Genomic DNA, 23,022 nt, shown 5'->3' with positions numbered 1-23,022 from the left:
TCTATTCGCTCCTTTTTACCGGGGGCGCGGTGACGTCCCCCGTGAGATCGTAGGTCACCATGGTCTCGCTGGACTGGGGCCGCTCGAGCCAGTCCCTGTGGCGCATCGACAGATGCACGTCGCGCACGCCTGCCTCCCAATGCTCGACCATGGCGACATGCGAGAAGTCGTAATCCTTGGACGAAGATTCGTAGTTCTTGCTGCGATAGATCAGATGCACCACCGTGACGGTGCTTTCGCGCGACACTTTCGCCAGGAATTCGACGGAAGGATCGTTCTTAAGATAGTCCGGCAATTTGCTGATCAGGTCACGCACGGCGCGTCGCGCGTTGTGCAGCTGCTTGTTCTTGTCGGTGTTCATCCGCGTGCGGCTGGAATAGCGGATGTCCTTCTCGCGCTCGGCAGCTTCCAGCAGCGAGTTCGGCAGGTTCCCGCGCGCGGAGAACAAATCGACCTGGAAGATCAGCATGTCGCGTTCGACCTCGGTATCGAGCACGTAGTCGAGCGGGGTGTTGGAAGCGATGCCGCCGTCCCAGTAATGTTCGCCGTCGATGTTCACGGAAGGAAAGCCCGGCGGCAGCGCGCCGGAGGCCATGATGTGCTCGGGGCCGATGGTCTTGCCGAGCTTCTTGAACTCGTAATTGTCGAAATATTTGAAGTTGCCCGAGGTGACGCCGACCGCGCCGACCGACAGCCGCGTCTTCAAATCGTTGATGCGGTCGAAATCGACGAGACGCTCCAGCGTCTTCTTCAGCGGCGATGTGTCGTAATAGCTTTCCGCTTCGGGATGCCCCGGCGGCCAGAGCGGCGCCGGCGGAATGCGCGGCGTGAAGAAGCCGGGCACGCCGAAGGTCGCAATCAGCGCAGCGCTGGTCGAATTGAACAGCTCACGGCTGTGGTCGCTCGTGCCGATCGGCTTCCACGGGACCGGCGCCGAGACCATCTCCCAGAATTCCTTGAGCCGCTTGACGCGCGTCTGGCCCTCATTGCCGGCGATGATGGCAGCGTTGACCGCGCCGATGGAGATGCCGGCCACCCATTCCGGCTCGAAGCCGTAGCCGCACAGCGCCTGATAGGCCCCGGCCTGATAGGAGCCGAGCGCGCCGCCGCCCTGGAGAACTAGGACGCGTTGCGCATTCGTCGGGACTGTTGCGATTTCCGGACTATGATCTGTCATAAGGGAACAATAGCAAAGGGCGAGCTACCGTGGCGACACTCCGCCGCGGCGTCAATGCATCCCGGATCAAGTCTGGCTTATCGGGACTCCGTCGAGGCCAGGATCATGGTCCAGAACACCTTGTATTTGGTGCCGGGAGCATAGCTCGCCGCGATGCCTAATTTTGTGACACCGCCCTTGAGCATGTTGGCGCGGTGAGGCGGCGAGTCGCGCCAGCCGGAGAACGCTTCCGCCAGCGTATGATAGCCGGCCGAGACGTTCTCGACCGCCACGGTCGCGGGATAACCACCGGTGGCCAGACGCTTGGCCAGCGGCGCGCGGACGTCGTGGTCCATCTTGTTGGCCGCCGCCATCGCGCCCGACTGGGACTCGGCGAGCCGCATCAGATCGGGATCGATCACGACGGTGCCCAGCCCGTTGTTCTGGCGGTATTGCGAGATCATCACCGCAGCCGCCTGCGCATCGAGCTTGGAGCCCGGAACCGCCATGTCGGTGTACATGGATGGCTGCTGGACCGGTGCTTCGTTGCCGGCACAGCCGGCGAGCAGCAAAGTGATGAGAATTGCGGCCGCAGCGCGCATGAATCGAGGCCCCCAAATGAGGGGCCGTTGTTGCATATCAACCGTGGCTGAAAGGTGAATATTGAGGAAAATCTGAGCCGTCATTCCGGGGCGCGCGTCAGCGCGAACCCGGAATCTCGCGCCTCAATCTCGGGATTCCGGGCTGGATGCTCCGCATCGCCCCGGAATGACTGTGCCAGCCTGTACTAGCCCGCAAATATCCGGTAGCGGCGGGGCTCCAATCCGATGGTGTCGCCGGCGCGAAGTTCCTTGTCGCGGGGGGCATCGATCTCGATGGTCTGGCCGCCCGAGAGCGCGACCTCGGCGCGCTGTACGGGGCCGAAATTGCGGACATGCCGGACCGCGCCCTCGAAGGCGCCGCTGCCGGGCGGGCCAACCAGCATGTCATGTCGCCGCACGAACAGTTTTGACGCGCCAGGCGCAAGCCCGTCCGCTGTGAGCCGAAGCGGCCGGCCGCCGAGCGTGACAGCACCACCCTCGACTTCAACCGGCAGTTCAATCGATTCACCGATGAAACCGTGAACGAAGGCGGTCGCGGGACTTGCATAGACGTCATCGGGCGAGCCGATCTGCTCGATCCTGCCCTTGTCCATCACCACGACGCGGTTGGCGACTTCCAGCGCCTCCTCCTGGTCATGGGTGACGAAGATCGAGGTGACGTGGATCTCATGATGCAGCGAGCGCAGCCATTTGCGCAGCTCTTTCCTCACCTTGGCATCAAGCGCGCCGAACGGCTCGTCGAGCAGCAGGATGCGCGGCTCGATCGCGAGCGCGCGGGCGAGCGCGATGCGCTGGCGCTGGCCGCCGGAAAGCTGGCTCGGGTAACGATCGGCGAGCCAATCAAGCTGTACGAGATCGAGCAGCTCCTTGACCCGGGCGCGGATCGCCGCCTCGTCCTTGCGAACCGTGCGCGGCTGCACGCGCAGGCCGAAGGCGACGTTCTCGAACACCGTCATGTGGCGGAACAGCGCATAGTGCTGGAACACGAAGCCGACGTGACGCTCTCGCGCGCCTTGCGCCAGTGCGTCCTCGCCATTGATGAAGACCTCGCCGGAATCAGGCCAGTCGAGCCCGGCGACGATCCGCAGCAGCGTGGTCTTGCCCGAGCCGGACGGACCGAGCAGTGCCACCAACTCGCCGCTGTCGACCTTGAGATCGACGCCGTCGAGGGCTTTGAAGCTGCCGAACGACTTGACGAGATTTCTGACTTCAATGGTCACTTGGCCCTTGTCCTTCGTCCAGATGGCGTTCGAGAACGGTCTTCACGATCAGCGTGATCAGCGCCAGCATCGCCAGCAGCGAGGCGATCGCGAAGGCGGCGACAAACTGGTACTCGTTGTAGAGAATCTCGACAAGGAGCGGCATGGTGTTGGTCTCGCCGCGAATGTGGCCGGAGACGACCGAGACAGCGCCGAACTCGCCCATGGCGCGGGCGTTGCAGAGCAGGACGCCGTAGAGCACCCCCCACTTGATGTTGGGCAGCGTGACGCGGAAGAAGGTCTGGAGGCCCGAGGCGCCCAGCGAGATCGCGGCCTCCTCCTCCTGCGTGCCCTGCTCCTGCATCAGGGGGATCAGCGCACGGGCCACGAAGGGAAAGGTGACGAAGGTGGTGGCGAGCGCAATGCCGGGCACCGCGAACAGGATCTGGATGTCGTGGTCACGCAGCCAGCTGCCGAAATAGCCCTGTGCGCCGAACAGCAGCACGAAGACGAGACCCGAGATCACCGGACTGACCGAGAACGGCAGGTCGATCAGCGTGATCAGGAACGTCTTGCCCGGAAAATCGAACTTGGCGATGGCCCAGGCGGCGACGAGGCCGAACACCAGATTGAGGCCGACCGAAATCGCGGCGACCAGCAGTGTCAGCCTGATTGCAGCCAGCGCCTCCGGCTCGGCGAGCGCGGCGAGATAGGCCAAGACGCCTCTCGAGAACGCCTGTGCAAACACCACAACGAGCGGGAGCACGACGAAGACGGTGAGAAAGATCATCGCCAGCGCGATGATGGTGATACGCACCGCGCGCGGTTCGGTACGCAAATTGTCCCGCGCTGCCGCCGCCTGCGCACGCGCCTTCGCGTCGGAGGCCGAGAGCGGTACGGAATCTGCGATCTGCATCGTCATGATCCGCCCTCAGCGCGCCGGAATCCGGCTCTGCGCCCAGCGCTGGAGCCGGTTGACAGCAAAGATGATCACGAACGACACGACCAGCATGACCACCGCGATCGCAGTCGCATCGGCATATCGGAACTCGGAGAGCCGGATCACGATCAGGAGCGGCGCGATCTCCGAGACGTTGGGCAGATTGCCGGCGATGAAGATCACCGAGCCGTATTCGCCGACGGCCCGGGCGAAGGCGAGCGCGAGGCCGGTAAGCAGCGCCGGTGCGAGCGACGGCACGATCACGCGGATGATGGTCTGCCAGCGGCTGGCGCCAAGGCTTCCCGCGGCCTCCTCGATCTCGGGGTCGAGATCCTGGAGCACCGGCTGCACCGTCCGAACCACGAAGGGAATACCGATGAAGATCATCGCGACGAAGATGCCGACCGGCGTGAACGCAACCTTGAGGCCGAGCGCGGCAAGCGGCGCGCCCAGCCAGCCCTTCTCGGCGAACAGCGCGGTCAGCGCCACGCCGGCCACCGCGGTCGGCAGCGCGAAGGGCACATCCACGATGGCGTCGAACAGCCGCCGGCCCGGGAAACGATAGCGCACCAGCGCCCAGACGATGATGCTCCCCATGACGAGATTGACGCAGGCCGCCGCAAAGGCGAGGCCGAACGAGACGCGGAGCGCGTTCAGGGTGCGGCGGCTGGAAAGGATGTTCCAGAACTGCTCGGGGCTGAGCTCGAGCGATTTCAGGAACAGGCCGGCGAGCGGAATCAGGATGATCACGGACAGCCAGGTCAGCGTCAGTCCCATCGTGAGACCGAAGCCCGGCAATGTCCGGCGTCGTGCTGCAACTGCGCTCACCAGGCCCCCTGCAAAAGCCTCTTAAGACAGCGCCTGATCAGTTCTTGTAGATCTGATCAAAGACGCCGCCGTCGGCAAAATGTTCCCTCTGTGCCTTGGTCCAGCCGCCGAAAACGTCGTCTATCGTGAACAGCTCGACCTTGGCGAAGGCGTTTTCATATTTCTTGGCGATTTCGGCATCGCGCGGACGGTAGAAGTTGCGCGCGGCGATCTCCTGCCCCTCCTTGGTGTACCAATATTGCAGATAGGCATCGGCAACGTTGCGATTGCCCTTTCTGTCGGCGACCTTGTCCACGATCGCGACCGGCGGCTCGGCGAGGATCGATTGTGGCGGCGCCACGATCTCGAACTTGTTCGTACCGAACTCCTTCAGCGCAAGGAACGCCTCGTTCTCCCAGGCGAGCAGCACGTCGCCGACACCGCGCTCGACGAAGGTCACGGTGGCGCCGCGCGCGCCGGTATCCAGCACCGGGACCTGCTGGTAGAGCTTGCCGATGAAGTCCTTGGCCTTGTCGGCCGAGCCGAACTTCTTCTGCGCAAAGCCCCAGGCCGCAAGATAATTCCAGCGTGCCCCGCCCGATGTCTTCGGGTTCGGCGTGATCACGGCGACGCCCGGCTTGATCAGATCGTCCCAGTCCTTGATGCCCTTGGGATTGCCCTTGCGCACGAGGAACACGATGGTCGAGGTATAGGGGGATGAATTCTGCGGCAGGCGCTTTTGCCAATCCGCCGCCACCAGGCCCTTGGCAGCGATGGCATCGATGTCATAGGCGAGCGCGAGCGTCACCACGTCGGCCTGCAGTCCGTCGATCACCGCGCGCGCCTGCGAACCGCTGCCGCCATGCGACTGCTTGATCTCGATGCTCTTGCCGGTCTCCTTCTGATAGGCATTCGCGAACGCCTTGTTGAACTCGCCATAGAGCTCACGCGTCGGATCGTACGACACGTTCAAAAGGTTGATATCGGCGGCGAGAGCCGAGCTTGCCCAGAGGAGTCCTGCAGCGAGCGGAACGATACGACGCATCATGTCCATCTCCATTCACCTCGACGACATCGGCGTCATCGACGGCAGGCCATAACTCGGGGCGAAAGGCTCTCAAGTCAACGGAACCGGATTTTCTTGTTCGCAGCGTGGCAGCGCAACCGTGCTACGAAACCTTCATCGTGTGAATGCCGCATTCTGTCTTGGCGCGGCCCCGCCATCGGCCGGCGCGGGAATCCTCGCCCTCGGCCGTTCTGCTGGTACAAGGCATACAGCCAACCGACAGAAATCCTGACGCAACCAGAGGGTGCCGCGGCAATTTGGCAAGGGTGAAGATCGCCTCGATCTCCTCGCGCGAGACGTTGGCGAAGGGATTGAACTTCAACCGCGCGCCGTCGTCCTCGACGACGGGAATGTCGGCGCGCGCACTGCCCTGGAAGCGCTTGCGGCCGTTGAGCCAGGCCGAGAACGGCTTCAGCGCCCGCGCCAGCGGCTCAACTTTTCGAATGCGGCAGCAGGCGTCGGGATCGGAGAACCAGAGGTCGCGGTCAGGATCGTCGCGCGAGAGTGTCTCCTCGGCCGGCTTGATCGACCGGACGTCCTTCAGGCCCAGCTTCGCGATCAGCGTATCGCGATAGGCCAGCGTCTCCTCGAACAGCCAGCCGGTGTCGAGAAAGATCACCGGAATCGCGGGATCGACGTCCGCCATGACCTTCAGCAGCGTCGCCGATTCCGTACCGAAGGACGATACCAGCGCGAGCTTGTCGCGCCCGACCGTCTTCAGCGCCGCAGCGATGATCTCCGCGGGCGAGGCATCGCGCAAAGCGCGATCGAGCTCTTCCGCCGAGGGCAACGCAGAGACCGTCGGAACCTGAGGCGCGATCGCGGTCACGTGCCGACACCTTCGGAATGGCGCAGCTGCATGCGCCGGTGCAGCGCCGTGATGCGGCCATCGCCGGTCGGCTGGTAGAATACCGAATAGCGCCTGGCCGTCTGCATGAAGGCTTCCGCGTCCGCCTGCTTCTTGACCTCGAAGGCGTCGAAGCCGGCGCGCAGCATGAACACGAACTGGTCGCGCAGCACCTGGCCGGTGGCGCGCAACTCGCCGCGGTAATTGTAGCGTTCTCGCAGCAGCCGTGCCTGGCTGTAGGCACGCCCGTCGCGGAAGGTCGGGAACACCAGCGCGACGGCGGAGATCCTGCCGAGATACGGCACGAGCTCGGCGATGTCGCGATTGTTCGGCCAGATCACGCCGACCTTGCCGGCGCGCTGGAGCAAGCCCTCGGCCTCGCCGAGGAAACGCTCGGCCGGCACAAGAATGTCGCCGCGCTCGGGCAGCGGCGTATCGACGGCGAGCTTGACGAAGCCGTCGTCGACGATCTTTCCGCCGTTAACGAGTGGCATAGACGCGCTCCTTGAAGGGTTCGACGCCGAGGCGCTTCACCGTGTCCATGAACAGCTCTTCGGGCCGCTCACGCAGCGCCAGATAGGCTTCCACGATGTCCTCGACGACATCGGCGACCTCGTCGAACTTGACGCCCGGCCCGATCAGGGTCCCGAGCGCCGCGTTCTCGTCGGCGCGGCCGCCGATGGTGATCTGGTAGACTTCCTCGCCGTTCTTCTCGACGCCGAGAATGCCGATATGGCCGACATGGTGATGGCCGCAGGCATTGATGCAGCCGGAGATGTTGATGTGGAGCCGGCCGATCAGATTGGCGAGCTCGTGATTGGCGAAGCGCCGCGTCAGCTCCTGCGCGATCGGGATCGAGCGCGCATTCGCCAACGAGCAATAATCGAGCCCGGGGCAGGCGATGATGTCGGTGATCAGGTTGACGTTGGGCGTCGCAAGGCCAAGCTTGTCGAGCGCCTTCCAGAGCGCCGGCAGGTCGCGCTTGGCGACATGCGGCAGCGCCAGGTTCTGCTCATGGCCGACGCGGATCTCGCCGAAGGAATATTTGTCGGCGAGATCGGCCAGCGCGTCCATCTGCTCGGCCGTGGCATCGCCCGGAGGCCCGCCGGTCGGCTTCAGCGAGATCGTGACGATCGAATAGCCCTGCACCTTGTGCGGGGCCACCGAGTTCTTGCGCCACGCCTCGAAATCCGGATCGGCCGCGGCCTGGCGCAGCTCGTCCGGCATGTGCGGCAGCTTCTCGTAGGCGGGATAGGTGAAGCGCGAGCGGATGTCCTCGATCACCTCGTCGTCGATCTCAAGCGAGGAGTTGCGGATGTGCTGCCACTCCTCCTCGACCTCGCGCGAGAACTTCTCGATGCCGAGCTCGTGCACCAGGATCTTGATCCGCGCCTTGTAGATGTTGTCGCGGCGGCCATACTGGTTGTAGACGCGCAAGATAGCTTCGATGTAGCTGAGGATGTCGCGGCCGTGCACGAAGTGCTTGATGGTCTTGGCGATGAACGGCGTGCGGCCGAGACCGCCGCCGACGAGAACCTCGAAGCCGGTCTCGCCCTTCTCGTTCTTGATCAGCCGCAGGCCGATATCGTGGATCTTGATCGCGGCACGGTCATGGTCGGATGCGGTGATCGCGATCTTGAACTTGCGCGGAAGGAACGAGAATTCCGGATGCAGCGTGGTGTGCTGGCGGATCAGCTCCGACCAGATGCGCGGGTCCTCGATCTCGCCCGGCGCGACGCCGGCCCACTGGTCCGAGGTGACGTTGCGCATGTTGTTGCCGGAGGTCTGCATCGCGTGGATGCCGACCTTGGCGAGATCTTCGAGCGCGTCCGGCAGCTCGGCGAGCTTGATCCAGTTGAACTGGATGTTCTGCCGCGTGGTAAAGTGGCCGTAGCCGCGGTCGTATTTACGCGCGACATGGGCGAGCGCGCGCAGCTGGTTGGTCGCCAGCGTGCCGTAGGGGATCGCGACGCGGAACATGTAGGCGTGCAATTGCAGATAGACGCCGTTCTGAAGCCGCAGGATCTTGAACTCGTCCTCGGTGAGCTCGCCGGAGAGGCGCCGCTTCACCTGGTCGCGGAACTCCGAGACGCGCTCGTTGACGAGCGTGCGGTCGATTTCGTCGTAAGCATACATAAGTGCGTGCCTTAAACCTGGGCCGGCTGTCCGATGGTGACGCCGGTGCGGCGGATCTGTTCGCGCAGATTGCCGGGCAGGATCTTGCCGTCCTCGCCGATCTGCACCGGCGCAATATAGGGGCCGATCGCACCGACATCATCGGCGATGGACTCCGCAAGCAACGCCCTGGCCTCTTCGGAGTTGCGCACGATCGCGGCTTCCGACAGCTCCGCGGACCAGCCCTTGGCGGCGGTGCGGTAGACGACGATGCCGTCCCAGGTGCGGTTGGCGGTCACGACCGAGGGGCCGGCGATTTTGATCTTCTTCTGTTCAAGCGGGGAGGTCATTCGGCTGCATCCAGGAGGTCAGAGATGATTTGCCTCGGGGTCTTCTTGGGGGTTTGACGGCCAAGCGAGCCGGCATGCCGGACCACGTCGCCGATGATGAGGATGGCGGGACCACCTTGGATCCGCCGCACGAGCTCGGGCAGGTCGCGCAGCGTGCCGATCGCGCCCTGTGCATCGGGCCGCGTGACACGGGCGAACACGCCGACCGGCGTTTCCGGCGAGCGGCCGGCCGCGAACAGGCCGGCGCGTATGGCCGGCGCCGCCGTCATGCCCATGTAGACCACGACGGTCATCCTGGTGTCGGTCAGCGTCGACCAATCCACGTTCTCGGCATCGCGCGCCTTGTGCGCGGTCAGGAAGGTGATGCGGGTCGCCTCATGGCGGTAGGTAAGCGGCACCTCGAAATCGGCGGCGCCGCCGAGCCCTGCGGTGATGCCGGGGATGATCGAATAGGCGATGCCGGCGGCGCGCAGCGCTTCGACCTCTTCACCACCGCGGCCAAACACGAAGGGATCGCCGCCCTTCAGCCGCACCACACGCTGGCCGGCTTGCGCAGCTTCGATCATGCGCTTGTTAATGGCGTCCTGGCCGATGCCGGGCTTACCGACGCGGCGGCCGACCGGCACGCGCGTGGTGTCGCGGCGGATGCGGTCGAGAATCTCGGGCGAGACCAGCTCGTCATGGAAGACGATGTCGGCATCCTGCAAGGCGCGCAATGCCTTGATGGTGAGAAGGTCAGGATCGCCGGGGCCGGCGCCGACCAGCGCGACCGAGCCTTCCGGCTTGTCGGCGCGCGCGAATTCGGAGGGATCGGAGATAGCCTTGAGCGATGCATCCGCTTCGCCCCTGCGGCCGGCGAGCACGGCGGCGCCGATCGGACCGTCGATGACGCGCTCCCAGAAGCGGCGGCGCAGTGGAAACTCGGCGATGCGCTCGTTGATGGATTTGCGGAATCCGCCGATGAACTCGGCAAGCTCGCCGATGCGGGGCGGCAGCAGGGCCTCGATCTTCTCGCGCACGCGCCGCGCCACCACCGGCGAGGTGCCGCCGGTGCCGACGGCAACCACGACATCGCCGCGATCGACGATCGCCGGGAAGATGAAGCTGGAGTGCTCGAGATCGTCCATGACGTTGACGGGCAGACCGAGCGCTTTCGCCCGCACGGACATCGCAACGCCGACGTCGCCAGCACCCGCGCAGACAATGGCGATGACACCTGAGAGATCGGCAGTGAGCGGATCGCCGCTCCCGAGTTCGACGCGCGCCGCGTCCCCGGAGCTGAGGCCAAAATCCTGATTGCCGTCGATCGCATGCACGCGCAGGCGCGCGCCGGCAGCAGCGAGCACGCGCATCTTGGCGCGCAGAAGCTCGCCCGCGCCGATGAGGACCACCGGGCCGGCCTTGAGATCGAGAAACACCGGCAAGAACCGCATGCGCTACTCGCTTCCCCACAAACGGGGTTGACTGGAATTATTTTCTATATATGTCTCGTTTCTAGCGCGCAAAGAGAAAATTTTTTCTTCTCTTCTGCGCTGCAACTATAGAATTTTCGCCTCCAAACGCAAAGTGGCAGAGATGCATCTTCTCAAGGACGATTCCGCTGCTGTCGGAGTGAGCAGCCCGGCCCTCATCGAGCGCTTGGGCCAGCAAGAATTTTCTGCCGACCTCGCCCCGAGCATGGACCATCTCGACCAACTCGAGGCGCAGAGCATCTACATCTTCCGCGAGGCCTTCGCCCGGCTGAAGAAGATCGCCCTGCTGTGGTCGCTCGGCAAGGATTCCAACGTCATGATCTGGCTGGCGCGGAAGGCCTTCTTCGGCAAGATGCCGTTTCCCGCCCTTCACGTCGATACCGGCAAGAAGTTTCCGGAGATGTATCGCTTCCGCGATCATTACGGCAAGGAGTGGGAACTCGACTTGCGGGTCGAGCCCTGCCCGCCGATCGATGCCGTCGACCCGACGCTGCCACCGGCCGCGCGCTCCGCTGCGCGCAAGACCGAAGGCCTCAAGATGGCGCTCGCCAAATACGGCTTCGACGGCCTGATCGCCGGCATCCGCCGCGACGAGGAGGCAACGCGCGCCAAGGAGCGCGTGTTCTCGCCGCGCGGCCTGGAGGGCAATTGGGACGTGCGCGACCAGCCGCCGGAATTCTGGGATCATTTCAACGCGTCGCCGCCGCAAGGCGCGCATTTGCGCATTCATCCGATCCTGCATTGGACCGAGGCCGACATCTGGGCCTACACCAAGCGCGAGAACATTCCGATCATCCCGCTGTATCTCGCCAGGAACGGCAAGCGCTATCGCTCGCTGGGTGATCAGGACATCACCAACCCGGTCGCCTCGACAGCGTCCAGCATCGACGAAATCCTGATCGAGCTCGAACAGACCAAGGTGCCGGAGCGCGCCGGGCGCGCGCTCGACCACGAGACCGAGGACGCTTTCGAGCGCCTGCGCGTCGCCGGCTATCTCTGACCTCGAGGACGCGAGCGCCCGCATGAACATGATCGTCACCCCGGCTTCGTCAGCCACTCCGAACGGCACCACGCGTCCCCAGGTGCGCATCGTCATCGTTGGCCATGTCGACCACGGCAAGTCGACGCTGGTCGGCCGCCTCCTGCACGAGACCGGCAGCCTGCCCGAGGGCAAGCTCGAAATGCTGAAAGCGGTCAGCGCGCGGCGCGGCATGCCGTTCGAATGGTCGTTCCTGCTCGACGCGCTGCAGACCGAGCGCGACCAGGGCATCACCATCGACACCACGCAGATCCGCTTCCGTACCAATTCGCGCGACATCGTCCTGATCGATGCGCCCGGCCACGCCGAGTTCCTGCGCAACATGATCACCGGCGCCTCGCAGGCCGACGGCGCGGTGCTGATCATCGACGCGCTCGAAGGCGTGCGCGACCAGACGAGGCGGCACGGCTATCTCCTGCACCTGCTCGGCGTGAAGCAGGTCGCTGTCGTCGTCAACAAGATGGACCGCGTCGATTTCTCTGCCGCGCGTTTCAACGCGATCAGCGATGAGATCTCCGCGCATCTGAGCGGCCTCGGCGTGACGCCGACGGCGGTGATCCCAATTTCGGCGCGCGACGGCGACGGCGTCGCGGAGCGCACGGGCCGGATCGGCTGGTACAAGGGACCGACCGTGGTCGAGGCGCTCGACAGGCTCGAGCCGGCGCGGCCGCTGGAAACGCTGGCTCTGCGGCTGCCGGTGCAGGCGATCTACAAGTTCGACGACCGGCGCATTGTCGCTGGCCGCATCGAATCCGGCAGCCTGATCGCCGGCGACGAGATCGTGATCATGCCGGCCGGCAAGATCGCCAGGATCAAGACCGTCGAGAGCTGGCCGGCGACGCCGCTGGCGGGACGACAGGGCGCGGGCCGCTCGGTCGGCATCACGCTCGACCGCGAGCTGTTCATCGAGCGCGGCGACATCCTCGCGCATGCAGGCAGCGCGCCGCGCGAAACGCGCCGGCTGCGCGCGCGCATCTTCTGGCTGCACGACAAGCCGCTTGCCAAGGGTGACCAGATCCTGGTGCGCAGTGGACCGAAGGAGAGCCGCGCCACCGTCGTCGCCATCGAGAAGGCGGTCGATCCCGGCGAGCTCTCGAGCACCGAGAACAAGGCGATCGCCCGCAACCATGTCGGCGAGATCGACATTTCGCTTTCGAATCCGATCGCCACCGATCCCTACACCGAGAACCCGCGCACCGGCCGTCTCGTGATCGAGGTCGCGGGGCGCATCGCCGGCGGCGGCCTGGTGCTGTCCGTCGACGCCGGCCAGCGCGCCGTGCCGGTCGATATCGTACCGGTGGAATCGGCGCTGCGCCCTGACGAGCGCTCGGCGCGCTACCGCCACAACGGCGCCGTGGTCTGGCTCACCGGCCTGCCGGCGTCCGGCAAGTCCACGCTCGCCAAGGCACTGGAGCGGCGGCTGTTCACCAATGGCGGCTCGCCGGTCCTGCTCGACGGCGACACGCTGCGCGCCGGGCTCAACAGCGATCTCGGCTTTTCCGCCGCCGATCGCAGCGAGAACATCCGCCGGCTCGCCGAGGTCGCGACGCATCTCGCCCGCAACGGCCACATCGCGATCGTCGCCGCGGTCTCGCCCGCGCGCGAGGACCGCGCTGCCGCACGCCGCATCGCCGACACCGCGTTCCGCGAGATCCATGTCGCGACGCCGGCCGAGATCTGCGAGGAGCGCGATCCCAAGGGCCACTACAAGAAGGCTCGCGCCGGGGCGCTGGCCTCGTTCACCGGCATCGGCAACGACTACGAGAAGCCGGAGGCGGCGGAGCTCGTTATCGACACGTCGACCCGGACGGTCGCTGAGGCCGCCGACGAGATCGAGCGCATGCTGAAGACGACCGGCGTGCTATTCGACGAGGTCATGGACCTCGCGGCGAATATTTGAGCGTAGCCTAACCCCTCGCTGTCGTCGCCCGGCTTGCCGTCTTCGCTAGGCTTCGCCGGCCAACGCCAAAGAGCCCGGCGAAGCCTTGGCGTAGCCGGGACCGGGCGACGCAGTATTCCAGAGACAGCGTTGGGATACGGAGAAGCCGCGGCGTACTGGATTCCCCGCTTTCGCGGGGAATGACAGGGTGCGCTGGGCCCGCACCTTTCCTTGACATTTTGACAACCCCCTTGGGGTCTTCTCACCGCCCCGATTTTGGGGCTAATAGACCCCCGAAAGCCGCCCCGCGTGGGCGCATTTTGCTGCTGTCGGGTCAAAAGCAGCCAAAAACAGCCATTTCCAACAAGAAAGCCCATCATGAAACGCGTCGACGCCCACGGATTGAAGATCGCTCCCGTCCTGTTTGACTTCATCGCCAAGGAAGCGGCCCCGAAAACGGGCATCGCGCCGGATGCGTTCTGGGCCGGGCTTGCCGCCATCATCAAGGAACTGGGGCCGAAGAACCGGTCGCTGCTCGCATTCCGCGACACGCTGCAGGCCAAGATCGACGACTGGCACCGCGCCAACAAGGGCAAGGCGTTCGACCTCGACGCCTATACCGCCTTCCTGAAGGAGATCGGCTATCTGGTCCCGGAGCCGGCGACGCAGAAGGTCGAGACCGCCAATGTCGACGAGGAGATCGGCAAGATCTGCGGTCCGCAGCTGGTCGTCCCCCTCACCAATGCGCGCTACGCGCTGAACGCGGCGAACGCGCGCTGGGGCTCGCTCTATGACGCGTTCTACGGCACCGACGCGATTCCGCACGACGCTGCCGAGAGCGGCAAGGGCTACAACAAGGCGCGCGGCGACAAGGTGATCGCCAAGGCCAAGGCGTTCCTCGACGCCGCCGTCCCGCTCGCGACCGGCAGCCACACCGACGTCACCGCCTACAGCGTCGTCGCGGGCCAGCTTGCGGTGAAGCTGAAGAGCGGCAACGCCACCGCGCTGAAGAACGCCGCGCAGTTCGCGGGTTTCCAGGGCGATGCAGCCGCGCCGAGCGCGGTGCTGCTCGTCAACAACGGCCTGCATATCGAGGTCAAGATCGACCGCAGCAGCGCGATCGGCAAGGACGATCCAGCCGGCGTCGCCGACATGATCATGGAGGCGGCGGTCTCCACCATTCTCGACATGGAAGACTCGGTCGCGGCGGTCGATGCCGAGGACAAGGTGCTGGTCTATCGCAACACGCTCGGCCTGATGAACGGCACGCTCTCGGCCGATTTCGAGAAGGGCGGCAAGACGCTGACGCGCTCGCTCAACGCCGACCGCAACTACAAGACGCCGGACGGCAAGGGCGAGCTCAAGCTGCACGGCCGTAGCCTGCTGTTGATGCGCAATTGCGGTCACCACATGTTCACCGACGCGGTGCTGGACGAGAAGGGCGAGGAGGTCCCCGAGGGCCTGCTCGATGCCGCCGTCTCGGGCCTGCTCGCCATTCACGACCTCAAGGGCAACTCCAAGGTCAAGAACAGCCGCACCGGCTCGGCCTATATCGTCAAGCCGAAGATGCACGGCCCCGACGAGGTGTCGCTGACCTGCGAGATCTTCGACCGCGTCGAGAAGATGCTCGGCCTGCCCGAGAACACGCTCAAGGTCGGCATCATGGACGAGGAGCGGCGCACCACCGTCAACCTCAAGGCCTGCATCCAGCGTGCCTCCAAGCGCATCATGTTCATCAACACCGGCTTCCTCGACCGCACCGGCGACGAGATCCACACCTCGATGGAAGCGGGTCCGATGATCCGCAAGAACGAGATGAAGGCGCAGGCCTGGATCAAGGCCTATGAGGACTGGAACGTCGACATGGGCCTGACCTGTGGCCTGCCCGGCCATGCCCAGATCGGCAAGGGCATGTGGGCCGCGCCGGACAAGATGGCTGACATGCTGGCGCAGAAGCTCGGCCATCCGCAGGCCGGTGCCACCACCGCCTGGGTGCCGTCGCCGACGGCCGCGACGCTGCACGCGCTGCACTACCACCAGGTCAACGTCATCGCGCACCAGCAGGAGCTGGCCAAGGGTGGGCCGCGCGCGAAGCTCTCGGACATCCTCACCATTCCGGTGTCGAAGTCGAACTGGGCGCCTGATGACGTCAAGCAGGAGATCGACAACAATTGCCAGGGCATCCTCGGCTATGTCGTGCGCTGGATCGACCAGGGCGTCGGCTGCTCCAAGGTGCCCGACATCCACGATGTCGGCCTGATGGAAGACCGCGCCACCTTGCGCATCTCCAGCCAGCATCTCGCCAACTGGCTGCACCAGGGCGTGATCACCGAAGCGCAGGTGATGGAATCGCTCAAGCGCATGGCGGTCGTCGTCGACAAGCAGAACGCGGGCGATCCCATCTACAAGCCGATGGCGCCCGCCTTCGACGGCGTCGCCTTCAAGGCGGCCTGCGATCTCATCTTCAAGGGGCGCGAGCAGCCGAACGGCTACACCGAATACATCCTCACCGCCCGCCGCCGCGAGGCCAAGGCGACGGGCTGAGCTCCGCCAGAGAACTTCAAAAGCCCCGGCTCACGCCGGGGCTTTTTTGTGGGCGAAACGCCGCGGCGGGTCGCGGAACGGCTGCGCCGGGGACCGCGTTGTCCGGCCATCAACCAACGGGAGATGGTCATGGACTGGAATCGGATCGAAGGAAACTGGAAGCAATTCAAGGGCTCGGCCAAGGAGAAATGGGCCAAGCTCACCGACGACGACCTCACGCTGATCGAGGGTCGCCGCGAGCAGCTCGAGGGCCGGCTCCAGGAACGCTACGGCAAGGCCAAGGACCAGGTTCGTCAGGACGTCGACGACTGGCTCAAAGGGCTGCATTGAGCACAGCACCAACGAAGCCCCGGCTCAGACCGGGGCTTCTTTTATTGGATATCCGTAAGTCCGCTAGAATACCGCCAGATACTTCAGCAGCGACACGATGCCGATGATGATGATGACAACCACGCGCGCGATCTGCTTGGCGCGGCCGTCCATCGGCAGCATGTTGATGAGATAGAGCGTGATGTTTTTGACTGGAATCGGGGTTCCCAGAGCGGGCGATTTCTGATTCAAGCTCCATGCTGGAGTGCGGAGGCCAGCATGGATGACGCGCCCCTATTCGGAAGACATCCGTGAACGCGCCTTGGCTCGCGCTGACGCGGGCGAGACGGTTCGTTCGATCGCAGAGGCGCTACAGATCAGCCCCTCGTGCGTGACGAAGTGGAAGAACCTAAGGCGTGATACCGGAGGCCTGGCGCCCGGCCAGATCGGCGGCCACAAGAAGCGGGTTCTGTCGGATGCCAACGCCGACTGGCTGCGCAAACGCATTCGCTCGGGGCCATTCACCTTGCGCAAGCTGACGCAGGAGCTGGCTGCACGGGGGATCAAGACAGACGTGCGGGCGGTGTGGACTTTTGTTCACGCCGAGGGGCTCAGCTTCAAAAAAAACGCTTCTACCAGCCGAGCAGGATCGCCCAGACGTCGCCCGTAAGCGGACCCGATGGAAAGCGCATCAAGGCAGGATTGACGTCACGCGGTTGGTTTTCATCGACGAGACGTGGATCAAGACCAATATGGCGCCGCTACGCGGCTGGGGGCCTTGTGGGCAGCGCCTCCAAGCATCTGCACCTTTCGGCCATTGGAAGACCATGACCTTCATCGCGGCGCTGCGTCATGATCGGATCAGTGCGCCTTGGGTGATTGATGGTCCCATCAATGGTGAACTCTTCACGCTGTACGTCGAGAAGGTGTTGGCACCCACCCTCGCACCGGGCGAGATCGTCGTTCTCGACAATCTTGGCAGCCACAAGGGCAAAGCGGCTCGCCAAGCTATCCGCGCCAGAGGAGCCCACCTTATCTTCTTGCCGCCCTACAGCCCTGACCTCAACCCGATCGAGCAGGTCTTCGCCAAACTCAACACCTCATGCGATCCGCAGAACCTCGTGACGTGGAGGCAACCTGGCGGAAGGTTGGTGAACTCCTCGATCTCTTCTCCCAGGAGGAGTGCACCAACTACTTCAAAAACTCAGGCTATGTTTCCGTGTAAATACATCATGCTCTAGAGCACGAGAATGACGACGAGAAAGGTAACGAGTACGCCAACCAGCATTGCAGGACCCCCTTCAGGCAAATTGTGCCACTGTTCTTAACGCGCTGCACTCTGGTCGGTTCCACTTCTGCAACCTGCTGAAACCTCTCGCAAAATCCCTACGATCGGCCGAGCCACCCACGATTTCGTTCTCCCAGATGCGGACCCGCGCGCGCTCTCGGCGAGCTGGTCCGGAGACCACTGCCGATGGGGCGATAGTCTGCTTCGTTGCGGCAACCCTACTCCCTCGCCACCACGGGGACCTGGCGGAATCTGGCGCGCACCGATTCCGGCAGCGGCGAGAAATTCATCGCGACGCCGCGGCGGTCGTTGGCGTTGCGGCTGGCGACCACGAGGCCGTTGGCGCCGGCGACGATGTCGCCCTTGCGGAGGGTGGGATCATCCTCGACCTTGACTTGGGCGAGCCCAGCCGGGTCCTTGCCGTTGCAGGTGCACCCCGCCACGATCTCGTTACGATAGCGGAACGCGTTCGGCAGGTCGGAATAGGACTTCCCGTTCTCCGTCGTCGCGTCGTCGATATTGCTACCGTAGACCAGCGAGGTTTCTGAGGCCGGGCAGAAGCTCTTGCAGGACTGCGCCTTGCTCGCGGCATCGGTGCCTTGCGCCGGGAAGTAGCGGCCGTCGCAGCCGCGCACGCAATAGGCCGTGCCGGCGCCATAGGAGGACCGCCGCGGCGCGTCGTAGCGCGGCACGTCGTCGTTCGGAAACGGCATCCGGATCTCCGGCGGCGGCCGCATCCGGAAGCCGCCGAACAATGCCGAGAAGAAATCCTCCGCATGCGCCGACGGTGCCGACGCCAGACCGGCGGAGACAACGATCAACATCGCTGTACCGCCAGCCAATTTGCCAACCAGGCGCCTGCTCATACGACCTCGCTCACTCTCAGTTCACGGCCGACGTCGTGATGTTCAACGCCTGGCGGCCGGTGGGCAGCGTGCTCACGGCCGGGCGCTTTCGCGCGGGATCTGCGCCTTTGGCCATCAACGGCGCATTCTTCGGCAGCACCACGACCTTGGCGCCGACATTCACCCGGTTGAACAGGTCGATGACGTCCTCGTTGGTCATGCGGATGCAGCCGGACGACACGAACTTGCCGATGGTGGAAGGATCGTTGGTGCCGTGGATGCGGTATTCGCTGGAGCCGAGATACATCGCACGCGCGCCGAGCGGATTGCCGGGGCCGCCGGCGACGAAGCGCGGCAGATAGGGCTGGCGCGCGATCATCGCGGTCGGCGGGTGCCAGTCCGGCCATTCCGCCTTGCGGCTCACGCTCTGCACGCCCGACCAGGTGAAGCCCTCGCGGCCGACGCCGACGCCGTAGCGGATCGCGCGGCCGTTGCCGAGCACGTAATAGAGATAGGTGTTGTTGGTATCGATGACGATGGTACCAGCCGGCTCGCCCCTGTCGAAGCTGACGATCTGCTTGCGCAGGCGGTCGGACAACTGGGCGTCCTCGTCGGCGAGCTGCGGCGCCTCGTTGACGTCGCCCTGGGAGTATCCCTGGGAGTAACCCTGGTCCTGCGGATAGGCCTGCGGCTGCATCGGAGCATAGCCGAAGGTTTGCGCGCTCGCGCCACCACAGGTTACCGCGAGGAAGGCAGTAGCGAGCGCGAACGCGGCGACAGAGCGCAGCGCAGAGCTGCGGCGGACTACAGAGAACTTCGTCATGTGCTGCCCCGTTGGACGTCTGCATCAGGGTGACGCAGCTGGTTCAAGCAACGCAGCGGTGCCGATTCGAGTTCCACCGCAGGCTGCGGCAGCTTGGTCACAGTCAAGAGAGCGCATCTTCACGAAGCTGCAATGGAACCCGCGCTCCCTCCGCAACGTTATGGAATGGGCGCGCGGATCGCTAGCCTTCCATGCGGGAGATATGTTGTGCGCGTCCTTCCCAGCGAACGCCTGATTTCCGGAAACAGCGAAGGCGAGCCGCTCCCTGAGAGCCGTGGCGAGCTGCCGCCGGTGATCCGCCGCACCGAGTTCGTCGCTGTCGCACTCGCGGGCCTGCTGCTGATTGCGGTCGTCACCGTGCTCTATGTCGGAAGGGCGTTCTTCCTCCCCGTGGTGATGGCCTTCGTCACCGGCACCATGCTGTCGCCGGCGGCGAACTTCCTGGAGCGGTACAAGGTGCCGCGGGCGCTCGGTGCTGTACTGATCGTGATCGCGGGGACGACAGTGGTTGCCTTTGTCGTCGCGCTGATCGCCTCGCCCGTGATGGAGTGGAGCACGCGCCTGCCGGAGCTCGGTGCGCAACTTAAGGACAAGTTGAACGTGTTCGACCGGCCGCTTTCGCTGTGGCGGGAAATGCAGGTCATGCTCGGCGGATCGGAAGGGTTGCCGAGTTTCCATATGCCCAAGGTCGAGTGGGTGCAGCCGACGCTGGAGTTCCTGTCACCGACCTTTGCCGAATTCCTGCTGTTCTTCGTCACGCTGATCCTGTTCATCGCAAGCTGGCGCGACCTGCGACGGGCCATGATCATGACCTTCAGCGACCATGATGCGCGGCTGCGCACGCTTCGGATTCTCAACGAGATCGAGGTCCATCTCGGCAACTACCTCCTGACCGTCACCCTGATCAATGTGGGCGTCGGCGTCGGCACCGGCCTCATCTGCGCGCTCACCGGCATGCCCAATCCGGCCGGGCTCGGCGCGCTGGCGGCAACGCTCAATTTCATCCCTATCATCGGGCCGGTCGCGATGTTCGTGGTGCTGGTCGTGGTAGGGCTGGTTGCCTTCCCGACCATCGGCGGCGGCCTCGTGGCCGCGCTCGCCTTCGGCGGGCTCACCTTCCTGGAAGGGCACTTCATCACGCCGACCATTATCGGCCGGCGACTGGCGCTGAATGCACTTGCGGTCCTGCTTGCGCTGGCCTTCTGGACCTGGATGTGGGGCCCCATGGGCGCGTTCCTGTCATCACCGCTTCTGATCATGGCTCTGATTCTCAAGGAGCATCTGCTGCCGACGGACGCGCCGCATCTGCCGCAGGCCTGACTGGTTTCCGTGACGGAACTTCCCCGACGACGAAACGTTCTCCGGCTATCTCAGCCGTCAACAGTTTGGAGCTCCCGATGTCCACGCCCAATGCCGAAGCCGGGATGAAAGACTGGACCGACAAAGCCACCCGAGAACGCCTCGAAAAGGATGTAGCAGCCGTGAAAAGCGATATCGCCGCCCTCACCGACCAGATCACCGACGCGCTCAATACTTTCGCCAACTCGACCGGCAAGCAGGCTCGCCGCGGCTATCGCCAGGCGCGCGAGAACGTGGATTCCGCGATGGACGACATGTCCGAGCGCGGCAGCGCGATGATGGAAGCTGCGCAAGACGCCTACGGCTCGATCGAGGAGACGCTGGAAGAGGCGATCACGCAGCGACCGCTCGCGACCGTCGGACTGGCGCTCGGCATCGGCTTCCTGATCGGCATCGCCTGGCGCCGGTAAGGCTGCGGAACGGATGCTGAGACGGCGGCGCTGCCGCGCCGCCGTCTCAGCCTGTGACGTTTCGGCTTGTGGGGGATTTGAGGAGCAAGGCCATGTTTCAGCGCATCATCGACGGGATCAGTGCATCCACCGGCACGACAATTCGGCTGACCTCCCTTGCCGCAGGCGCGGCCTTTGCGCTGTTGGTGACGACAGGCTTCCTTTGTGCCGCCGCCTTCATCTCGGTCCTGGAGGCATATGGCCCGGTGCAGGCCTGCCTGGCGGGCGCGGGCATCTTCTTCCTGCTGACCCTGGCGGCGGCAGGCTCCTATTGGGGCTACAAGCGCGAGGTGCAGAAGCGGGCCCAGATCGCGGCCGAGCGCGCCGCGAAGTCGGCCGCGCAGAGCATGCTCGCGGATCCGATGCTCCTCGCTACCGGGCTCCAGATCGTTCGCGCCATCGGGATGAAGCGGCTGTTGCCGATCCTGGCGATCGGGGGCGTCGCCCTCGGCATCCTGGCGAGCCGCGCCGGTGTGTCCGACGAGGTGTCGGCTGAACCTGCCGAGTAGCGGTCAGCCGGTTAGGAAATTTCGTCGTAAATCCTGCGAGCGCGTCTATCCGCTGCGATCGACGCGACGCGGCGCAATTTTGCGCCAACCGGTGCAAACCGGTCCCACTCACGCAAATGCTACTCGGATGGGCAGTCAGTTGCCGGTAAAAGCATCATCCTGATTCCCAAAGCTATTTTACTCAATGAAAACGTCCGTCAAGGCGAACCTCGCTGCATTCCATCACGACGCCAGGCTGTATTTGACGCTCGGCATCGCCAACTGGTCGGTCTTCGTCGACCACATTCCGAACAACGTCGTCAACCTGCTGACGCTGCGCAACTTCGGCTTCAGCGGCGCGGCGGATTTGTTCGTGTTCGTGGTGGGTTATGGCGTCGCGATCATCCACGGCAGGATGACGCTGGAGCGCGGCTACCTGGTCGCGGCAACGCGGATCTTTCGCCGCGTCTGGCGGCTCTACGCCGCCTATGTCGTGCTGTTCGTGATCTATATCGACGCCATCGCCTATGTCGCCTCGCAATCGATGGCGCCGGAGATCATCCATGAATACAACATCTCGGGGATTCTCGAGCACCCGCTGCGCATCCTGATTCGCGGTCTCGTGCTCCAGGAGGAGCCGCTGAACCTCGACCTTCTGCAGCTGATGATTCCTCTGATGGCCTTCTTTCCGTTCGCGCTGTGGGGTCTGCTGCGACGGCCGAACCTGACGCTTGCGGCATCGGTCGCGCTGTATCTTGCCGCACGCTGGTTCGAGTGGAATTTTCGGGTCTCTCCCGACCAGGAGTGGACCTTCAATCCGCTCTGCTGGCAGATGCTGATGGTGCTGGGCGGGTGGTTCGCCGTCACAGGCGCATCGGGACGGGCGCTGCGCGACCTTCCCTGGCTGCGGATACTCGCAGGGAGCTATCTCGTTTTCGCGATGGCGATGACCCTGTTGCGCCATTCGCCGCAACTGTCCGCCTATCTGCCAGGCCTGCTCCTCGAGAGCATCGCGCCAACCGACAAGGAAAACCTCGCACCTTATCGCGTGGTTCACTTCCTCGCGCTCGCCTTGCTCGCGACCCATCTGATTCCGGCCGATCACCCCGGCCTGCGATTGAAGCCGCTTCAGGCGGTCATACGATGCGGCGAGGAATGGCTCGCCGTGTTCTGCGTTGGCGTGTTCCTGTCCTTTGCCGGCCATCTCATCCTGATCACCGGCCCCAATCTGGTGGCGATGCAGATCGCGGTAAGCATCGTCGGCTTCACCGCGATGACCGCCGTCGCCTACTACGTCGCCTGGTCGAAGCGGCAGGACATGCCTGCCGCCCTGCGGCAGCAGGCCTAAAGCATGATCCGGAAAAGTGCGCAGCGGTTTTCCGAAAGGACCATGCTTGAACGACAACCTGAAGCGCGATGACGATTCATCCTGATCGCATCGCGCT

At 64.4% G+C, this 23,022-nt stretch carries 22 protein-coding genes and 1 pseudogene; 9 read left to right on the top strand and 14 right to left on the bottom strand.

The window, feature by feature from the left end; genetic code table 11:
* Position 1: 1 nt before the first annotated feature.
* The 11 genes from ABIF91_RS21275 to cysG form a co-directional block, all read right to left on the bottom strand.
* A complete protein-coding gene (locus tag ABIF91_RS21275) occupies positions 2 to 1,177 on the bottom strand; it encodes a DUF3734 domain-containing protein (protein ID WP_035669956.1) in 1,176 nt (391 codons plus the stop codon).
* A 77-nt stretch (positions 1,178 to 1,254) separates the two neighbouring features.
* Entirely contained in the window at positions 1,255 to 1,758 is a 504-nt protein-coding gene (locus ABIF91_RS21270) for a CAP domain-containing protein (protein WP_028178406.1), read from the bottom strand.
* Between the two features lie 185 nt (positions 1,759 to 1,943).
* On the bottom strand, positions 1,944 to 2,978 hold the full coding sequence (locus ABIF91_RS21265; RefSeq protein WP_028178407.1) for a sulfate/molybdate ABC transporter ATP-binding protein: 1,035 nt from the start codon (positions 2,976 to 2,978) through the stop codon (positions 1,944 to 1,946).
* The gene (gene cysW, locus ABIF91_RS21260) at positions 2,968 to 3,879 is read right to left on the bottom strand and encodes a sulfate ABC transporter permease subunit CysW (RefSeq protein ID WP_028178408.1); all 912 of its coding nucleotides are present in this window, start codon (positions 3,877 to 3,879) and stop codon (positions 2,968 to 2,970) included. The genes ABIF91_RS21265 and cysW overlap by 11 nt, the downstream gene beginning before the upstream one ends.
* 9 nt (positions 3,880 to 3,888) lie before the next feature.
* On the bottom strand, positions 3,889 to 4,725 hold the full coding sequence (gene cysT, locus ABIF91_RS21255) for a sulfate ABC transporter permease subunit CysT (protein ID WP_080659901.1): 837 nt from the start codon (positions 4,723 to 4,725) through the stop codon (positions 3,889 to 3,891).
* A 37-nt stretch (positions 4,726 to 4,762) separates the two neighbouring features.
* On the bottom strand, positions 4,763 to 5,764 hold the full coding sequence (locus ABIF91_RS21250; RefSeq protein ID WP_085966132.1) for a sulfate ABC transporter substrate-binding protein: 1,002 nt from the start codon (positions 5,762 to 5,764) through the stop codon (positions 4,763 to 4,765).
* A 109-nt stretch (positions 5,765 to 5,873) separates the two neighbouring features.
* Positions 5,874 to 6,599: a phosphoadenylyl-sulfate reductase gene (locus ABIF91_RS21245; protein WP_028178411.1), complete on the bottom strand. Its 726-nt coding sequence runs from the start codon at positions 6,597 to 6,599 to the stop codon at positions 5,874 to 5,876.
* The gene (locus ABIF91_RS21240) at positions 6,596 to 7,111 is read right to left on the bottom strand and encodes a DUF934 domain-containing protein (protein ID WP_028178412.1); all 516 of its coding nucleotides are present in this window, start codon (positions 7,109 to 7,111) and stop codon (positions 6,596 to 6,598) included. The genes ABIF91_RS21245 and ABIF91_RS21240 overlap by 4 nt, the downstream gene beginning before the upstream one ends.
* Positions 7,098 to 8,753 carry a nitrite/sulfite reductase gene (locus ABIF91_RS21235; protein ID WP_028178413.1) on the bottom strand — a complete coding sequence of 552 codons (1,656 nt, stop codon included), beginning with the start codon at positions 8,751 to 8,753 and terminating at the stop codon, positions 7,098 to 7,100. Before ABIF91_RS21235 ends, ABIF91_RS21240 begins: the two co-directional genes overlap by 14 nt.
* 11 nt (positions 8,754 to 8,764) lie before the next feature.
* A complete protein-coding gene (locus tag ABIF91_RS21230; RefSeq protein WP_424579345.1) occupies positions 8,765 to 9,082 on the bottom strand; it encodes a DUF2849 domain-containing protein in 318 nt (105 codons plus the stop codon).
* The gene (cysG, locus tag ABIF91_RS21225) at positions 9,079 to 10,515 is read right to left on the bottom strand and encodes a siroheme synthase CysG (RefSeq protein ID WP_424579344.1); all 1,437 of its coding nucleotides are present in this window, start codon (positions 10,513 to 10,515) and stop codon (positions 9,079 to 9,081) included. The genes ABIF91_RS21230 and cysG overlap by 4 nt, the downstream gene beginning before the upstream one ends.
* A 244-nt stretch (positions 10,516 to 10,759) precedes the next feature.
* Between cysG and cysD the strand changes: the two genes are divergently transcribed.
* The 4 genes from cysD (at position 10,760) to ABIF91_RS21205 (ending at position 16,346) form a co-directional block, all read left to right on the top strand.
* A complete protein-coding gene (cysD, locus tag ABIF91_RS21220) occupies positions 10,760 to 11,554 on the top strand; it encodes a sulfate adenylyltransferase subunit CysD (RefSeq protein ID WP_028178416.1) in 795 nt (264 codons plus the stop codon).
* Between the two features lie 22 nt (positions 11,555 to 11,576).
* Entirely contained in the window at positions 11,577 to 13,493 is a 1,917-nt protein-coding gene (gene cysC / locus ABIF91_RS21215) for an adenylyl-sulfate kinase (protein WP_028178417.1), read from the top strand.
* Positions 13,494 to 13,850: 357 nt separating this feature from the next.
* Positions 13,851 to 16,016, top strand: coding sequence for a malate synthase G (locus tag ABIF91_RS21210; RefSeq protein ID WP_028178418.1), 2,166 nt, complete (start codon positions 13,851 to 13,853; stop codon positions 16,014 to 16,016).
* 129 nt (positions 16,017 to 16,145) lie between these two features.
* Positions 16,146 to 16,346: a CsbD family protein gene (locus ABIF91_RS21205; RefSeq protein WP_028178419.1), complete on the top strand. Its 201-nt coding sequence runs from the start codon at positions 16,146 to 16,148 to the stop codon at positions 16,344 to 16,346.
* A 63-nt stretch (positions 16,347 to 16,409) separates the two neighbouring features.
* Here ABIF91_RS21205 and ABIF91_RS21200 read toward each other — a convergent pair whose 3' ends face one another.
* The gene (locus ABIF91_RS21200) at positions 16,410 to 16,556 is read right to left on the bottom strand and encodes a Thivi_2564 family membrane protein (RefSeq protein ID WP_424579379.1); all 147 of its coding nucleotides are present in this window, start codon (positions 16,554 to 16,556) and stop codon (positions 16,410 to 16,412) included.
* A 52-nt stretch (positions 16,557 to 16,608) separates the two neighbouring features.
* Here ABIF91_RS21200 and ABIF91_RS21195 point away from each other — a divergent pair.
* Positions 16,609 to 17,550, top strand: a pseudogene (locus ABIF91_RS21195) (IS630 family transposase).
* Positions 17,551 to 17,831: 281 nt separating this feature from the next.
* Here the strand turns inward: ABIF91_RS21195 and ABIF91_RS21190 are convergent.
* Together ABIF91_RS21190 and ABIF91_RS21185 are read right to left on the bottom strand one after the other, a co-directional pair.
* The gene (locus tag ABIF91_RS21190; protein ID WP_028177251.1) at positions 17,832 to 18,479 is read right to left on the bottom strand and encodes a DUF2865 domain-containing protein; all 648 of its coding nucleotides are present in this window, start codon (positions 18,477 to 18,479) and stop codon (positions 17,832 to 17,834) included.
* Positions 18,480 to 18,495: 16 nt separating this feature from the next.
* Positions 18,496 to 19,281, bottom strand: coding sequence for a L,D-transpeptidase (locus ABIF91_RS21185; protein ID WP_028177252.1), 786 nt, complete (start codon positions 19,279 to 19,281; stop codon positions 18,496 to 18,498).
* Between the two features lie 207 nt (positions 19,282 to 19,488).
* Between ABIF91_RS21185 and ABIF91_RS21180 the strand changes: the two genes are divergently transcribed.
* The 4 genes from ABIF91_RS21180 to ABIF91_RS21165 all read left to right on the top strand — a co-directional run bounded on the left by ABIF91_RS21180 (position 19,489) and on the right by ABIF91_RS21165 (position 22,925).
* Positions 19,489 to 20,601: an AI-2E family transporter gene (locus ABIF91_RS21180; RefSeq protein WP_035669932.1), complete on the top strand. Its 1,113-nt coding sequence runs from the start codon at positions 19,489 to 19,491 to the stop codon at positions 20,599 to 20,601.
* 77 nt (positions 20,602 to 20,678) lie between these two features.
* Positions 20,679 to 21,050, top strand: coding sequence for a DUF883 family protein (locus ABIF91_RS21175; RefSeq protein WP_028177254.1), 372 nt, complete (start codon positions 20,679 to 20,681; stop codon positions 21,048 to 21,050).
* Between the two features lie 92 nt (positions 21,051 to 21,142).
* Entirely contained in the window at positions 21,143 to 21,598 is a 456-nt protein-coding gene (locus ABIF91_RS21170; RefSeq protein WP_028177255.1) for a hypothetical protein, read from the top strand.
* A gap of 184 nt (positions 21,599 to 21,782) precedes the next feature.
* Positions 21,783 to 22,925, top strand: a complete 1,143-nt coding sequence (locus tag ABIF91_RS21165) for an OpgC domain-containing protein (RefSeq protein WP_028177256.1) — start codon at positions 21,783 to 21,785, stop codon at positions 22,923 to 22,925.
* Positions 22,926 to 23,022 lie beyond the last annotated feature (97 nt).

This window comes from Bradyrhizobium sp. USDA 241, assembly GCF_049739505.1.
Classification (GTDB): Bacteria; Pseudomonadota; Alphaproteobacteria; order Rhizobiales; family Xanthobacteraceae; genus Bradyrhizobium; species Bradyrhizobium liaoningense.
This window is presented reverse-complemented; position numbering and strand designations above follow the sequence as displayed.